The sequence below is a fragment of the Mesorhizobium sp. CAU 1732 genome, from assembly GCF_039888675.1.
In the GTDB taxonomy this organism is placed as follows: domain Bacteria; phylum Pseudomonadota; class Alphaproteobacteria; order Rhizobiales; family Rhizobiaceae; genus Aerobium.
Genome location: NZ_JBDQQR010000001.1, coordinates 2,603,221 through 2,618,030 on the forward strand (window position 1 = coordinate 2,603,221; position 14,810 = coordinate 2,618,030).

Annotated in this window: 14 protein-coding genes; 4 read left to right on the forward strand and 10 right to left on the reverse strand. The window is 62.9% G+C overall.

The features are described 5' to 3' along the window. Positions 1 to 122: 122 nt before the first annotated feature. From AAFN55_RS12680 to AAFN55_RS12690, 3 genes are all read left to right on the forward strand, one after another. Complete coding sequence (locus AAFN55_RS12680) at positions 123 to 974, forward strand: alpha/beta hydrolase (protein ID WP_347799194.1); 852 nt, start codon at positions 123 to 125, stop codon at positions 972 to 974. 110 nt (positions 975 to 1,084) lie between these two features. Beyond that, positions 1,085 to 2,650 (forward strand): ABC transporter substrate-binding protein, encoded by a 1,566-nt coding sequence (locus tag AAFN55_RS12685; RefSeq protein WP_347799195.1) that lies wholly within the window; start codon positions 1,085 to 1,087, stop codon positions 2,648 to 2,650. Between the two features lie 76 nt (positions 2,651 to 2,726). After that, complete coding sequence (locus tag AAFN55_RS12690; protein WP_347799196.1) at positions 2,727 to 3,809, forward strand: C45 family peptidase; 1,083 nt, start codon at positions 2,727 to 2,729, stop codon at positions 3,807 to 3,809. On the opposite strand, the gene AAFN55_RS12695 is transcribed toward AAFN55_RS12690, so the two are convergent. The 6 genes from AAFN55_RS12695 to AAFN55_RS12720 are packed head-to-tail and all read right to left on the reverse strand — an operon-like array spanning position 3,790 to position 9,997. After that, positions 3,790 to 4,527, reverse strand: a complete 738-nt coding sequence (locus AAFN55_RS12695; RefSeq protein WP_347799197.1) for an MOSC domain-containing protein — start codon at positions 4,525 to 4,527, stop codon at positions 3,790 to 3,792. The two genes, AAFN55_RS12690 and AAFN55_RS12695, sit on opposite strands and share 20 nt — an antisense overlap. Continuing rightward, a complete protein-coding gene (locus AAFN55_RS12700) occupies positions 4,524 to 5,399 on the reverse strand; it encodes an alpha/beta hydrolase (RefSeq protein ID WP_347799198.1) in 876 nt (291 codons plus the stop codon). The genes AAFN55_RS12695 and AAFN55_RS12700 overlap by 4 nt, the downstream gene beginning before the upstream one ends. Beyond that, complete coding sequence (locus AAFN55_RS12705) at positions 5,396 to 7,054, reverse strand: ABC transporter ATP-binding protein (RefSeq protein ID WP_347799199.1); 1,659 nt, start codon at positions 7,052 to 7,054, stop codon at positions 5,396 to 5,398. The genes AAFN55_RS12700 and AAFN55_RS12705 overlap by 4 nt, the downstream gene beginning before the upstream one ends. Before the next feature lie 5 nt (positions 7,055 to 7,059). Next, on the reverse strand, positions 7,060 to 7,872 hold the full coding sequence (locus tag AAFN55_RS12710) for an ABC transporter permease (RefSeq protein ID WP_347800254.1): 813 nt from the start codon (positions 7,870 to 7,872) through the stop codon (positions 7,060 to 7,062). Between the two features lie 17 nt (positions 7,873 to 7,889). Next, entirely contained in the window at positions 7,890 to 8,831 is a 942-nt protein-coding gene (locus AAFN55_RS12715) for an ABC transporter permease (RefSeq protein ID WP_347799200.1), read from the reverse strand. Positions 8,832 to 8,866: 35 nt separating this feature from the next. Continuing rightward, entirely contained in the window at positions 8,867 to 9,997 is a 1,131-nt protein-coding gene (locus AAFN55_RS12720; RefSeq protein ID WP_347799201.1) for a C45 family peptidase, read from the reverse strand. 137 nt (positions 9,998 to 10,134) lie between these two features. Between AAFN55_RS12720 and AAFN55_RS12725 the strand changes: the two genes are divergently transcribed. After that, on the forward strand, positions 10,135 to 11,052 hold the full coding sequence (locus tag AAFN55_RS12725; RefSeq protein ID WP_347799202.1) for a GntR family transcriptional regulator: 918 nt from the start codon (positions 10,135 to 10,137) through the stop codon (positions 11,050 to 11,052). A gap of 127 nt (positions 11,053 to 11,179) precedes the next feature. Here the strand turns inward: AAFN55_RS12725 and AAFN55_RS12730 are convergent, their stop codons facing one another. The 4 genes from AAFN55_RS12730 to AAFN55_RS12745 all read right to left on the reverse strand — a co-directional run bounded on the left by AAFN55_RS12730 (position 11,180) and on the right by AAFN55_RS12745 (position 14,700). Beyond that, positions 11,180 to 11,968, reverse strand: coding sequence for a cyclase family protein (locus AAFN55_RS12730; RefSeq protein ID WP_347799203.1), 789 nt, complete (start codon positions 11,966 to 11,968; stop codon positions 11,180 to 11,182). A gap of 40 nt (positions 11,969 to 12,008) precedes the next feature. After that, positions 12,009 to 13,154, reverse strand: coding sequence for an aminotransferase class V-fold PLP-dependent enzyme (locus AAFN55_RS12735; RefSeq protein ID WP_347799204.1), 1,146 nt, complete (start codon positions 13,152 to 13,154; stop codon positions 12,009 to 12,011). Between the two features lie 15 nt (positions 13,155 to 13,169). Beyond that, positions 13,170 to 13,847 carry an amino acid ABC transporter permease gene (locus tag AAFN55_RS12740; RefSeq protein ID WP_347799205.1) on the reverse strand — a complete coding sequence of 226 codons (678 nt, stop codon included), beginning with the start codon at positions 13,845 to 13,847 and terminating at the stop codon, positions 13,170 to 13,172. Positions 13,848 to 13,908: 61 nt separating this feature from the next. Next, a complete protein-coding gene (locus AAFN55_RS12745; protein WP_347799206.1) occupies positions 13,909 to 14,700 on the reverse strand; it encodes an ABC transporter substrate-binding protein in 792 nt (263 codons plus the stop codon). Positions 14,701 to 14,810 lie beyond the last annotated feature (110 nt).

The window sequence follows — 14,810 nt, forward strand, 5'->3', positions numbered from 1 at the left end:
TTTCACGGTGTTCCGCAACGCGCTTAAAAGTTCATCAAACTAAACATAAGGCCCCGAAGAATGCTTTTCATGCGCACATAATTATGAAATAGTCCATCAATCTGCTCAGGGAGATGGTGCGAATGCGCAAGGTGGCGGGTCACGGAAAGACGTTGTCCTACTACGATTTCGGGCACACGACGGTCTATGCGTCGCGCTTCGATCAGCGGTTTCCCTACTGCGCCTACGTCCCGCACGACTATGACGAGGGTGGGTCGAAGACCTATCCTCTGGCTGTGATCGTCCATGGCACCGAGCGCGGTATGACCGCCTATCGCGACGCGTTTGCCGACTTCGCCGAAGAGCATGGCGTGATCGTGCTCTGCCCGCTTTTCCCGGCCAATATCTGCTTCCCCGGCGATCTGTCCTCCTACAAGATGCTGCGTGCCGGTGACCTGCACTACGATGCCGTGATGCTCGACATGATCGAGGAGATGCGCGAGCGCTATCGTATCGAAGGCGACCGCGTCATGATGTACGGTTTCTCCGGCGGCGGTCATTTCACGCACCGGTTTCTGCTCCTCCATCCTGAACGCATGCTGGCGGCTTCGATCGGCGCCCCGGGCGTCGTCACGCTGCTCGACTTCGACCACGATTTCTGGGTCGGCGTGCGTGATTTCGAAACGGTGTTCGGCAAGTCGATCAACCTCGACGCAATGCGCCGCGTTGCGGTTCAGATGGTCATCGGCGCCGACGACCTCGAAACCTGGGAGATCACGATCACGCCGGAGGCTGACTGGTGGCAGCCGGGCGCGGATCTCGCCGGCGCAACCCGCAACGATCGCATTCGTGCGCTCAAGGCCAGCCTGGAAAAACAAGGCATCAGCGCGCGGCTGGATATCGAGCCGGGCGTCGCCCATGACGACCGAAAGCTCATCAGGCACGTCAAGGATTTCTTCGCGAGGACCCTGCAAGAGGTCCGCGCGGCCGCCTGACGCATGTCGTCCGGAAGTGGGCACCGGTTTCGGGCAACGACATGCGTGAAGACAAGCGGCCGGGTTCTCGCGGGAACGGGAAACTGGGAACAACAAAGGGAACACCGACAATGGGAAGACTGACGACACGAGCACTGCTTGCCGGAGCGGCGATTTTTCTTGCGGCGCCGGCATTCGCACAGGAGCCGGTTCAGGGCGGCACGCTGAAGATTCGCGTCAATTCCGACCTGCGCGCGACTGACGGCCTCAACCGCGACGCCAACACCGACGCGATCCTCCACCACATCTTCGAAACGCTTGTCGGGTTCAGGGATGACCTCTCCATCGGACCTGTGCTTGCCCAGTCGTGGGAAATCTCCGATGACGGTCTCACCTATACGTTCACGCTGCGCGAGGGCGCGACGTTCCACAATGGCGACCCGGTCACCGCTGAGGACGTCAAGTGGAACTGGGATCGCCGTATCGCGGCTGGCGAGGAGTGGTTCTGCAATCCCTTCTTCGACGGCAGCCAGGGCCTGAAGGTCGAGGGCATCGAAACGCCGGACGAACGCACGGTCGTGTTCAGGATCAACGAGCCGAATGCGCTCTTCCTTTCCCAGCTTGCCAACATCCAGTGCAATGGCTGGATCGCAAGCCCCGACAATGTCGGCGCGGACGGCAACTGGATCGCGGATTCCGCGATCGGCAGCGGGTCCTTCACGTTGAAGGAATGGCAGAAGGGCCAGTTCATCAAGCTTGAGCGCTACGCCGACTACAAGCCGCTCGCGGAGGAATCGAGTGGCCTTGCCGGCGATCGCACGGCCTATGTCGACGAGGTCGATTTCCTGATCATTCCAGACACGTCGGCGTCGGAAACGGCGCTTTTCGCCGGTGAGATCGACATCCTTCCGAGCCTCGAATCGAGCCGGATTTCGGAAGCGGAGAGCCGCGGGGTCGCTGTCAAATCCGTACCCGGCCTGTCATGGACGGCCATCCTGATCCAGACCAACGATCCGTTGATGTCGAATGTGAAGGTTCGTCAGGCGATCGCCCATGCGATCGACTTCGCGCAGATCGCGGAGGCGCGCACCAGCGGGCTGTCGGCGTTCAATCCATCGGGCGTGGCGCAGGCCAGCGCCTTCTTCGACGACGACTTTCTCGCATGGCCCGAATATGATCCGGCAAAGGCGCAGGCGCTGATGGCGGAAGCCGGCTACAACGGCGAAGCGATCAAAATCCAGACCAATTCGCGCTACCAGGGCATGTACGAGAACTCGGTCGTGGTCCAGGCGATGCTGCAGGCGGCCGGCATCAATGCGGAACTCGAAACGCTCGACTGGGCCGCGCAGCTCGACAATTATCTCGCCGGCAAATTCCAGATTCAGTCCTTCGGCTATTCGGCGCGTCTCGATCCGTCGCAGCTCTACGGCATCCTGATCGGCGACAAATCCACCACACCGACCCGCCAGTGGCAGAATGACGAAGCCCGTGCCCTCCTTCTGAAGACGACCCAGACCACCGACTTCGAGGAACGCAAAGCGCTCTTCAAGCAGATCCATGCGCTGATGGTGCAGGATGTGCCGATCCTCGGCCTTTATTACGAGCCTGTGACCGACGCTGTCGCGAAGGGTGTCGAAGGTTACGACGTGTGGGCCGGCGACAAACCCCGTGCATGGGGCGTCTGGAAACAGCAGTAGCCACTCGCGCAGAAGAGTTGCAATCAATGAAGGGCGGGGAGACCCCCGCCCTTCACTCCGTGACAGAGGGCATGCGATGCGGACGGAGCTTCTTCCCATAGTCGATTGTGTCGGGTCGCCACGCGCCCGCGGTAGGGCTCATGGCGAAACCTTGCGCACCACGATCGCAGACAAGGTCGGCCGGTGGCGCAACGCGATCGGCGATGCATACGGCATCCCCGCCGATACCTTCCTGCCGCGCTTTCTCGCAGCCACCAATTTTCGCGATGCGATCGAGCGCTTCACGCCGGCGCTTGCCGAAGAGGTTTCCGGCATCGCGCAGGGGGCTGCCATCGGCGAAGACACAGCCTACGCGATGCAACTCATGGACGAGGAATGGTGGTTCGGCGAAGAGCCACGAGACGGCCACTGCTCGAGCCTCGCAATCGCACCGACCCCGGACCAGCCGACGATGGTCGCCCAGACCATGGATCTGTCGGGCTGGCATGACGGCGCACAAGCCTTGCTTCGGTTCCCCGACCGGGACGGCAATGAGACGCTCGTGTTCACGTCCGCCGGCATGATCGGATTGATGGGCGTGTCGACAGGCGGGCTCGGCATCTGCGTCAACACGCTGTCCCAATTGAGAACCAGCCGGACGGGCCTGCCCGTCGCCTTCGTGATGCGCGGCGCGCTGGGCTGCTCCGATGCTTCGGAAGCGGTCTCCTTTCTGCGGTCGGTGCCGCATGCATCCGGGCAGAACTACCAGCTTGGCGATCGCGACGGCATCGCGACACTTGAATGCTGCGCCGCCGGTGCAACCCAATTGACTGTCGAAAATGGCCGCTCGCTTCATACCAACCATCCTCTCGAAAGCAGGGAAGCGCGCCCGGACACGGTCAGCCCTTTGTTCAGCGACAACTCGCGCAAGCGGCTCGAAAGCCTTCGGTCGGACCTGGGCGGAGATCTGCGCGTGACCCCCGATGCGGTGAAGATCGCGCTGTCGGCATGTCGTGCAGGCGGTGAGGTCTCGATCGCGCGCGACCCGGCCTCGTCAGCGACGACGGCGATGACGATCGGCGCGATTCTCTACGAAATCGGCGACGAAGTTGCGGTCTCGGTCTGCGCCGGCCCGCCAAGCGTCGAAGCGTGGCGGCAGGTTACCCCTGCACGATCCTGACGTCATCACCGAGGCGGACGACACCGCCGGTCTCTACGGCGCACAACACGCCGAACCCGCCGTCGCCGTGCTGGGCGATCTTGTGCAGAACGGCAGGCTCAAAGGCGAGTTCGCCCTGGGCCAGCGCAGTGAAGGAGCAGCGTGAGCAGGGCTCCGCGATGGCGATCATCACGTCGCCGATCGCAAGCTTCGATCCGACCAGTTCCTGTTCCGCAAAGCCGGTGAAGCCTGCAGCCGTCTCGATCACGATGTTGGGCCGAAAGCGACGGCTGTCTATTTCCGAGGGGTCGCCGAGGAGTTCGCCAAGCCGTTCCATTGAGGCGGAAGTCAGGATGTGGAGATCCGCCCGTCCGTAACGCGGAGCAACGTGGGATTCCTGTTCCGTCTCGTAGGGCGTGTGCGGCTTCAGCGCTACGGGCAGATCGAGAAACGCGGAGGCAAGCGCATCCGCCTGCGGCGTCCCTGCACCGATCCAGCCGTCTCCGCCTGTTCCAATCTCCGGCCCCTGTTCACCGAGCCGAGAGAGGATGTTCGGCACCGGCCGCCAGTGGCGTCTTTTCTCCGGGGCGGCGACCTCGCCGTCGCGCATATCGACAAGCCCCCAGACACGATCGCCGAAGATACCGCCTTTGCCCAGCTCGGCAGTCTCGAGCTTCTCCCCGCCCATGGAACTGACGGGATAGCGCCAGAGTTCCGCGACCCGACCAAACACCGTCATGCATCGTTCTCCATCGCCCGCGAAGCGGCGAGCACTTTGGCGAACCATGCCTCGACATGGCCCATCATGGCCATACCGTCATGCGCAAATCCCGGAACGATATCCTGCTCCACCTGCACGCCGTGGGCCTCGAGGCTGGTGCGCAGCGCAGCCATTCGCTCGATACGATTGGCCTCTGCAAGCGTCTCCGCGCCATCTACCCACCAGTCATCCTGCGGCGTCAGCCTGATCTCCCACGTTTCGGTGTCGTTCTGACCGATAACCATGTGGACCGGCACATGGGCGAGGGCCTCAAGATCGAGCGCCTTGCCGAAGACCGCTTCGAAATTTCGTATGCCGACCCAGAAATCGTGCGCATGGTCCAGCACCGTCACGATGCCGGGTGCGCCTATGGAAGCGCCGAGAAGGCGCTCTGGGTGCAGGTACAAAAAGCGGTGCGTGAAATGCCCGCCGCCCGAAAAGCCGTGCAGGAGAAACCGCGACGAGCGCAACCGATAGCGTTCCGAGACCTCCGCGACCATGTCCAGAGCGACGAGGTCGTAGGCAATGCCGCCAGACCGCAGGAGCTTGTAGCTCGACAATTCGCCGGGGCTCGTCATGCCCGCCGGAAACAGCGGCGCCAGCACGATCACGCGGTGCTCTCTGGCGAAGCCGGCAAGCCGCGAACGGTATTGTTCCGCCCAGCGTGCGGTGCCGTGGACGATCACCGCAAGGTCGAGTTGCTCGTCGCCGTCCTGATCGTAGTCGTCTGGGACGTAGAGGCAGTAGGAGAAGCGCTGGTCGTAGCGCGAGGCGAAGTACGGCGTCGCGCCGAAATCGTAGTAGCCGAGCCGCCCCTTCTCGCGTCCCTCTGCGATCTTCGGGCGGCTCATGATGCGATTACCTTTTGCGCGACACCCTCGCCGCCGAAGCGGCGGTCGAGCAGCATCGCGGCATCGAGCAACCGGCGTGTATAGGGGTGCTGCGGCCGGTCGAACACGTCATCACGTGCGCCGACCTCGACGATGCGTCCATTCTCCATGACGGCCACGCGATCGGCCACCTGCTCGACCGCTCCAAGATCGTGCGAGACGAACAGGCACGCGAACCCGTAGCGTTCCTGCAGAGTGCGGATCAGCAGCAGGATCTGCTTCTGCACCGTCATGTCGAGCGCGGAGACCGGTTCGTCGGCGACGACGAAGGCCGGACGGCGCACGATGGCGCGTGCGATTGCCACGCGCTGGCGCTGGCCGCCCGAGAGCTGGTGGGGCAGTCGCGGCAGGAAATCCTGCGACAGCCCAACTTCGTCGAACACCTCGCGCACGCGATCCTTGCGCTCTCTCCGGCTGATTTCGCGGTCGAGCTTCAGCGGCTCCTCGACGATCGATTCGATGCGCTGGCGCGGATCGAGCGATGAGTAAGGGTCCTGAAAGACGATCTGCATGTCGCGGCGCTGTGCGCGTGCCGTGTCCCCACGACCGCCCACGATCGGCTCGCCGCGAAACGCGATGGTTCCCGACGTCGGTTCGACCAGCCCGACGATGGCACGGCCGATCGTGGTCTTGCCGGAGCCCGAAGCACCCACAAGCGCAAGCGTCTCGCCTCGTCCAACGGTGAGATCGACCCCATGCACCGCGCGCATGGTGTCGGTGGTGCCGAACAGACGTGCCCTGCCGGGATAGTCGATAACGACATCCCGCAGCTCGACCAGCGGTTCGACCAGGGAGATGTTGCGCAAACCGCCCGCGCTGCGCCGCGGCAGCGCGTCGACGAGCTTCTTCGTATAGGCATGCTGCGGAGCTTGCAGAACCTGCAAGCTCCTGCCTTGCTCGACCGCTTCGCCCTCACGCATCACGACGACGTCGCGCACATAATGAGACACCATGCCGAGATCGTGACTGATCAGAAGAACCGCCGTCCCCTTTTCCCGCGTCAGTTCGACCATGAGATCGAGAACGTCGCGCTGGACCAGCGTGTCGAGTGCGGTCGTCGGCTCGTCGGCGATCAGCAGGCGCGGCTCGAGAAGCATCACCGATGCCAGCATGATGCGCTGGCGCATGCCCCCGGAGAATTCGTGCGGATAGGCTGCCAGGCAACGTTCGGGGTTCTTGATCTGGATACGATCCAGCATCGCCAGCGAGCGTGACCGGATTTCGTCGGCCCCCATGCGGCGATGCAGCCGCAAGCCCTCGGCCATCTGCTCGCCGATCGTCATCGACGGGTTCAGCGAGACCATGGGTTCCTGAAACACCATGCCGATCTCGGCTCCACGGGTTCTTCGCAGATCGGGGGGCGGAAGCCTGGTCAGGTCGCGGCCGTCGAAAAGGATTGCGCTCTCCGGCGTCGTTTGCAGCGGCGGGGGAAGCAGGCTCAGGATGGACCGCGCCGCCATGGTCTTGCCGGAGCCGGACTCGCCGACCAGCGCCAGCATATCGCCCGCCGACAGGTCGAACGAGAGCCGATCGACGATGCGGCGACCGCTGGGACCGACTGTGATCGAAAGATCCTGAACGCTGAGCATGGGTTTGTGATCTGCCTCTGCCAGCATGCGGCCTAACCTTGCATTTTCGGATCGAGCCAGTCGCGCACCGCGTCACCCAGCATGTTGACGCCAAGCAACGTGATCGAGATGCACAGGCCTGGCAGGATGATGAGGTGCGGTGCCTGGTTGATGTAGGGGCGCGCGGTGGAGAGCATGTTGCCCCAGCTCGGCGCGGGTGGCGGCACGCCCAGGCCGAGGAACGACAGCGCGCTTTCCGACAGGATGATCCAGCCGAACATCGTCGTGGCGAGAACCGTCACCGGCGCAACGCAGTTCGGCAGCACATGACGGATCATCGTCACGATTTCACTGTTTCCGGTGACACGTGACGCCTCGACGAATTCGCGCTCGCGGATCGACATGACGGTGGAACGCACGACCCGGACCACGACGGGCATGTAGGCCAGCCCGAGAGCAATGATGATGCCGTTCCGGCTCGCGCCGAACACCGCCATGAACCCGAGCGCGAGCAGCAGTCCCGGAAAGGCCAGGAATGCATCGTTGAACATCATGATAACGCGGTCGGCCCAGCCTCGCAGGAACCCGGACAGGACGCCGAAGATGGTGCCGGTGACGAGCGCGAACAGCACGGTCGAGAAAGCGATCCAGGCGCTGGTCCGCGCGCCCATCATGAGCCTGCTGAGCACGTCACGGCCAAATTCGTCGGTGCCCAGCCAGTAGTCGCCACCGAGCGGCGCCATGCGCGCCACGAGGTTGAGCCGCATGGGATCGTGAGGCGCCAGCCATGGGCCGAACACGGCCACGGCGATCACCAGAAACACGACGATGCCGCCGAAGATGGCGTTGAACCTGAGCCGGGGCAGTCCCAGTGCGCGCGCGATCATGCCTTCACCCTCGGATCGAGAAGCGGGTAGACGAGGTCCACGACGAGATTGACCAGCACATACATGAAGGCGACATAGAGCATGCAGCCTTGCACCACCGGATAGTCACGCGCGTAAATGGCGTCCACCATCAGGCGGCCGAGGCCGGGAATGGTGAAGACGGTCTCAATGATCGCGATGTTCGCCAGCAGGCTGCCTAGGATCAGGCCGATCAGCGTCCATGTCGGCGCAAATGCATTCTTGAAGGCGTGCCGCCACATGATTGCTGGCTCTGACAGCCCTTTGGCCCGCGCATGCGTAATATATTCGAGTCGCGACACCTCGATCGTGCTGGCGCGCGCCATGCGTGTGATGGATCCGATTTCGACCAGGACAAGCGTCACGACCGGCAGCACGATGTAGATCGCCGCCTGTCCAAAATCCCGACCGAAGGGAACGTAGCCGACGATGGGCAGCCAGCCCAGCCAAAGTCCGAATGTGAGAAGCAGCATGAGGCCGAGCCAGAAACTCGGAATCGACAGAAGCGCTGTCGCGACAAAGACAACGGAGACGTCGGTCAGCTTGTCCTGCCGCCAGGCCGCAAGCATTCCTGCCGGCACGGCAATCAGCGTGGCAAAAAATACCGCAAGAAGCACGATGTTGGCGGAGACGAGGAAACGGTCCCAGATGAGAGGCAGGACCGGCTGCCGGCTTGAAATCGACATTCCGAAATCGCCGGTCAGCACATTTCCGATCCAGTAGAAGTACTGCAGCACGACGGGCTGATCGAGCCCCATGCGCTGCTTCAACGCCTCGACCTGTCCGGGCTGCGCCAGATCGCCCAGCATGAGCGTTGCGGGGTCGCCGGGGATCATGCGCATGAGGGCGAAAACCGTCAGCGAGACGATGATCAGCGTGGGTATCGCACTGAGCGTTCGGGTGATCAGGAAGCGTCCCATTCTGCTCTTCTCTCCCGAGGTCCCGGCGGTTCCGCTCAGGCCGCCTTGTCGGCGGCAGTCCTGTCCATGACGAGGTCGTAGCGCGTGAAAGTTCGGTTGACAGCTGGCAACGGCGCAATCTCCATCACGCCCTGCGCGGTGTTCATGACGATCATGGCGACGGTGGCCGAGAGATTGCCGCCTTCCTTGCGCAGCGGCGGACGGCAGACGCAGAACGGCGTCGCGAAATCGTCGAACAGCGACGCCTTGAGGTCGTCCGTGGTTACATCGCCGCGGCGCGCCTCCAGAATCTTACGCACCCGCGCGTCGCGATAGAGGCTGTCGGGAACCTCGCCGAGGCCGGTTTCCCTGAGCTTCGACAGCGCGACCGCGCTCTGCCAGTGATTGGCGTGCACGATCATTCCATTGTGCGGGTGCAGGGCGAACGCCTCGTCCGGCGCGCATTCGAGATCGACCGCATAGCCTTCGGCCGTGCTGAGCATCATGTTGTTCGAGCCGGACTTCGGCGTCACCGCAACCACGCGCAGCGCCAGGGCGAAGTGCTTCGCCTCCAGCGCCTTGCGCCGGATGAAGGGCAGCGGGATGCCAAGCTCGCGGTAGTCGCGATCCGATTCCAGATAATTGGCTGTAATGCCGATCCCGGCGGAATTGAACCCGCTGCGCGCAAGCCCGCCGGCCTCGGTGAAGGTCAACACGTCCGGGCCCTCGTCACGCAAGATGCGCAGCACGATGGACGTCTCGGCGCATTCCGCCTTCCAGTCCCAGTTCTGTCCGTGAATCAGTTCGCCGTCGCGCGTTTCCTCGGGCATCACGACAGCGCCGGTGCACCCGTCAGGCTCGTCGTCGGCAATGCCCTTTTCACGACGGGCGAGTTGCAGGACTTCCGTCCGCGCGTTGACCAGCATGATCGACGAAAAGTCGAGTCCCGCGCCCTCGGCTATGCCCTCCATCTCGTCGACGAGGTCCGGCGCCCATGCCTTCAGCGTCGGCGCGAAGGTCGCGGTAAAGCGATCGATATCAGCTTTTCCATAGCCCAGGCGATCGAGATTTCCAGCGTAGAGATCGACGGAGCCCGCGATACGCGCCTTGGCCTGCTCGCCATAGGACTGCCCCCTTTGACGTGGCGCGCCACTGACTTCAACGAGCGGAAATGGCTGGACAGTCATGAAACGAGGACCCCGAAGTCGATCTTATCGAGGCACGATAATGCATTTTGCTGGAATGAAAAGCATAAATTTTCGATAAACAGGGCTTATGCAGTTACTTCGCCCTGGGTTATAATGCGTCAGCGATGGGGAGGCCTATGGACGCACGATTGGACCCGGAGACCGGACGAACCGAGGGCGCGAGCGCATTGCAGATCGATCTCGCGCGCAGGATTCTGGAGCGCCTGATCGATCAGGCGGCAAGCATCGGCGCGCGGGTTTCCGCGCCGGAACTGGCGCGCGCCTTCGGCGTCTCGCGCTCTCCGATCAGTGCCGCGCTCGATCTTCTGACCGAGCAAGGCATTCTGGCGCCAATGGCGACGCGTGGCCTGCAGGTCGCGGTGGACGTGGCCGATATCGATCCGCACGTCCTGCTCCCGAACTCGCCCGTCGAGGAACTCTATCGCACGATGATGCGCGAGCGTGCGCAAGGTGTTCTGCCGCAGGAGGTGTCGGAGGCCGAGTTGATGCCGCGCTACGGCATATCGCGCGGACTGGTTCGCAAGCTCCTGCTGCGCTTCGCTGCGGAAGGGCTTGTGCAGCGCCTGCCGGGCCATGGCTGGCGCTTCGTCGATTCGCTCGAGGGCGAAGACGCCTATCGCGAAAGCTACGAGTTCCGCATCGCGATCGAGTGTGCGGCGCTCAAATCGGCCCGCTTCCATGCCGACGAAAAGCAGCTTCTGCCGGTGCGGCGGGCGCATGAGCGCATTTTGAGCGATCGGGGGGCGAACACGGCCGGCGACGAGTGGTTTCGCGTCAATGCCGCCTTCCACGAGAACCTCGCCGCCTGCTCGGGAAACCGGTTTTTGACGGAGGCTGTCCGTCAGCAGAACAATCTGCGCCGGATGCAGGAGTCCGCCGCCTTCAAGGAACTGCCCGCCGACCGTATTGAGCAATCCTGCCGCGAGCATCTTGCGATCCTTGACGCGGTTGAAACAGGCGACATCGATTGGGCGGAAGCTCTGCTGCGCCAGCATCTGCGACAGGCCGCCGATTTCAGCCTGCCGCATGGCTGAGCGCGAACAAGCTCCGCGCCGTGTTCCGTGGGGCCTGTTCGATCAGATTTTACAGCCGCCGTCGATCACGCGGTGAGCCCGCCGGTACTCCGGCGGGCGAGGTCTGACTGCCCCTGGCCGGGTTTCGTTACGCGGGCGTCAGCGCCAGAGCGCGAACGGGACTTCCCGTGCCGTCGACGATCTTGAGCGGTGCCACGATCAGGATGGCGCCTTTGGCGGGCAATCTGTCGAGATTGCAAAGGCTCGCAAGGCCGTACCGATTGGCCTTGTGCATCAGGTTGTGAGCCGGGAACGGAGGCTCCATGCCGCCTGCCGCGCCCGCGTCGGTGCCGATGCACTGGGTGCCCCAGCCGATCGCACCGCGCTCGAGGATGTATTCGATGCAATCAACGGTCGGTCCCGGCGAGTGCGGCCCGGCCTCGTCCGCATTGAGGAACTCGTCTTGCGAATGGTTGCGGCGGTCCCAATCCGTGCGCATGACCACCCATTCGCCCTTGCCGATGGCGCCGTGCTCGCCTTCCCATGCCCTGACGGCATCGGCCGTCAGAAGGAAGTCGGGGTCGCCCGCCGCTTCCTTCGAGCAGTCGATCACGTTGACCGGGGCGACGAAGTTGCTGACGGGGATGGTGTCGGTGCCGCCATCCGCGTGATCCTTGCCGGTAATCCAGTGCTGCGGCGCATCGAAATGCGTGCCGGAATGCTCGCCCAGCTTCAGCCAGTTCCACGCCCAGAACGGGCCCTTGTCGTCATAGGCCGAGATTTTGTGGATCTCGATCTTCGGCGTGTCGACGGCGAACTCCGGCGGCAGCTTCAACAGCGGCGTGTCCGGCCCCAGCGGCGCGGACAGGTCGACGACCTCTATCTGTCCGGACAGCAACATCTGCGCCAGATCGGAAAGCATTTTGGATGAGCTCATTTTGTCCTCTTCGAGTTTGATGTTCCCGTTTGTATTTCCCTTATCGGGCTTTCTTCAGCTCGGCTCCCAGGGTCTCGAAAAGACGCGCGACGCACTCCTGGCCAGTGACGACGCCGGGAGACAGGCGCAGCGTACGGCCCCGGCAGTCGGCATAGAGCTGCTGGTTTCTCAGCGTGTCGATCAGGATCGTCGGGTCGAGCGTTTCGGGAAGCCGCACCATGACGCTTCCGCCGCGCTGGCTCTCCTCGCGCGGGCTCACCAGTTCGAGCCCCAGCATATCGGCCTGCGCGATGATGCGATCTGCCAGATCGCGATTGTGGGCAAGCAGTTCCGTTGCGTCCTGCGCCGCATGCCATTCCAGGGCTGCAAGAGATCCGACGCACGCAACCACCGACGGCGTGCCGTGGTCGAAACGCCGTGCGTCAGGGGCGTAGGAGAAACCGTCGAGATCCCATGAGAAGGGATTTTCCTGGCTGAACCAGCCGCGAAGTTCGGGACTGCATGTCTCGAGCAAGGCTTGGTCGACGTGCAGAATGCCCGCTCCGGGAGTGCCGCAGAGCCATTTGAGCGAGGTCGAGACCGTGAAGTCGACCTGCGGGTTCTGAACGTCGAACGGAAAGAGGCCGGCGCCCTGCGTGATGTCGATGCCGACGAGCGTGTCGCGCGAGCGGCCATGCGCAAGTAGGGCCTCGTGGTCGCATCGATGCGACGTCGTCGATGTTACCCATGTGAGCAGCGCGACGCCGACATCCTGGCCCCAGTGGTCGACGAAATCCTCGTCACGCACCCAATGTTCACCCTGCCGGACCGGCACGGTGCAAAGTTCGAAATCGTGACGCTCGGCCAGTCCCGCCAGCAGGAAATGCAGGCTGGGGAAACAATCGGCGCCGACTAGCAGCTTGCGTCCCGCCAGATGCCGCTTCGGCAGCGACCGGATCAGGCTGTAGAGGGCGGTCGTTACATTTTCGGCCGCAGTCAGCGTGCCGGCCGGAGCGTTTACCAGTTGCGTCCAACGGTCGATGAAGGCTTGGCGTGAGGCAAGGGCGGCCGGCCATTGCCCGTCGTCAAAACGCCCCCAGCTCTCGCTGAACGCCGAAAAAGCCCGCGCCATATCCTCCGACTTGCCGGGGTACTGACCGATCGAATGATAAAGAAAATAGCCGGTTTGTACGTCTGATCGGGTCATGCCTGCTGGTGCGTCCTAGCGCGTGATCATGGCGGCCTTGCCGCGTTCTTCGAGATGGTTGACCAGCCGCACGAGCGGCCAGAGGAAAGCGAGGTAGATCAGGGCGGCACCGATCAAAGGCGTGGGATTTGCCATCAGGGCCTGGGCGTCGGTCGCCTGCTTTAGGAGATCGGGCATGGCAACGACCGAGGCGAGGGCGGTATCCTTGTAGATCGACACGCAATTGCTGGTCAGTGGCGGAATGACGACCTGCAGAGCTTGGGGAAGGATCACCTTTCGCATCGCGCTCCAGAACGGCAGGCCCAGCGCCGCCGACGCCTCGAACTGGCCTTTGGGGATGCTTTCGATGCCCGCCCTGCAAACCTCGGCCGTGAAGGCCGCGAGCACCATCGAGAGCGCCAGCGTGGCCGAGGTGAAGGACGAGAACCGGATGCCTACGAAAGGGAGGGCATAGTAGATGAGGATCAGAAGGACGAGGATCGGCATCGCGCGCAGCACGTCGATATAGACGATCGCCAGCAGTCTGACGGGTCTGGGCGCATAAAGGCGCGCCAGACAGATGAGAATGCCGGCGACGCCGCCAAAGACGATGCTGGCGCTGCCGAGCAGGATCGTGTTCCAGACCCCGCGCAAAAGCATGGGGAAGGCGCGGACGAGGACGTCCCAGTTGAAGAATGTATCGACGAGTTCCATTCGGCAGGATCGCAAGGCAGGAGAACGACCGAAGACGGCCGGCAGGCGCTGTAAGCCAGGATTACTCGGGCTGCGGAACGGGCATCGTCGTCACCGTGCTGGTGCCCGCCTCGGGTGCGACGCCGAACCATTTCTCGTGAATCTGCGCCATGGTGCCGTCTTCCTTCATGGCCGAGACGGCGTCGTTCGCCCGTTCCAGCAAAGGATGATCCTTGCGCGTCATCATCGCGAAACGCTCGCCGGTCGGAATTCGCACGAGGATCTTGAGACCAGGCATCTGCGTCATCGCGTATTGGAAGCCCGCTATCTCTCCGGCGCCGCCATCAACACGACCGTTTCGCACGTCGAGAAGAAGGTCCTGCTGGGCGTTGTAGCTGCGGATTTCGGCGATGCCCAGTTCGTCCCTGTTCGCATTGGCCCATGCTTCGCCAGTCGTCCCCGCAACGACGCCGATGACCTTGCCATCGAGCATGTCGAGGCTGTCGATATCGGATTCCTCCCGGCCGACAACCGTGCCGTCGCTGTCGTAGTAGGGCTGTGTGAAAGACTGATTTTGCAGGCGTTCATTGGTGATGGAGATCGAAGAGACGGCAAAGTCGATCCGCCCTGAACTGGTCGCCGCGAACAAAGCCTGGAATCCCATGTCTTGCAATTCGACGTCCATGCCCAGGCGTTCGGCAACCCCGCGCGCGACATCGACCTCAAACCCCTCGAAAGCGCCGGTTTCCGTCTTGAACTCCCACGGCGGGTTGGACGGATAGGCGCCCACGGTCATGGTTTCGGCGAACGCATGGGACGCCACCGAAAAGGTGGCGATCAACGCCGCAGCAGCAATCGAACGTCTGAATGACATGTCTGAACCCCCTTATGCAGCGATCGGAATCTGCTGCCGCAGAATTTTTCGGAAGAGCGTTTCTCGCTCTTTTCCAACCTGTTCACCCACTCGAAAAATGCAAATGAATG

Bases quoted from the DNA above. Each gene is read 5' to 3' on its own strand.
- AAFN55_RS12680 (WP_347799194.1), top strand. From the start codon at position 123: ATGCGCAAGGTGGCGGGTCACGGAAAGACGTTGTCCTACTACGATTTC.
- AAFN55_RS12685 (WP_347799195.1), top strand. From the start codon at position 1,085: ATGGGAAGACTGACGACACGAGCACTGCTTGCCGGAGCGGCGATTTTT.
- AAFN55_RS12690 (WP_347799196.1), top strand. From the start codon at position 2,727: ATGCGGACGGAGCTTCTTCCCATAGTCGATTGTGTCGGGTCGCCACGC.
- AAFN55_RS12695 (WP_347799197.1), bottom strand. From the start codon at position 4,527: ATGACGGTGTTTGGTCGGGTCGCGGAACTCTGGCGCTATCCCGTCAGT.
- AAFN55_RS12700 (WP_347799198.1), bottom strand. From the start codon at position 5,399: ATGAGCCGCCCGAAGATCGCAGAGGGACGCGAGAAGGGGCGGCTCGGC.
- AAFN55_RS12705 (WP_347799199.1), bottom strand. From the start codon at position 7,054: ATGCTGGCAGAGGCAGATCACAAACCCATGCTCAGCGTTCAGGATCTT.
- AAFN55_RS12715 (WP_347799200.1), bottom strand. From the start codon at position 8,831: ATGGGACGCTTCCTGATCACCCGAACGCTCAGTGCGATACCCACGCTG.
- AAFN55_RS12720 (WP_347799201.1), bottom strand. From the start codon at position 9,997: ATGACTGTCCAGCCATTTCCGCTCGTTGAAGTCAGTGGCGCGCCACGT.
- AAFN55_RS12725 (WP_347799202.1), top strand. From the start codon at position 10,135: ATGGACGCACGATTGGACCCGGAGACCGGACGAACCGAGGGCGCGAGC.
- AAFN55_RS12730 (WP_347799203.1), bottom strand. From the start codon at position 11,968: ATGAGCTCATCCAAAATGCTTTCCGATCTGGCGCAGATGTTGCTGTCC.
- AAFN55_RS12735 (WP_347799204.1), bottom strand. From the start codon at position 13,154: ATGACCCGATCAGACGTACAAACCGGCTATTTTCTTTATCATTCGATC.
- AAFN55_RS12740 (WP_347799205.1), bottom strand. From the start codon at position 13,847: ATGGAACTCGTCGATACATTCTTCAACTGGGACGTCCTCGTCCGCGCC.
- AAFN55_RS12745 (WP_347799206.1), bottom strand. From the start codon at position 14,700: ATGTCATTCAGACGTTCGATTGCTGCTGCGGCGTTGATCGCCACCTTT.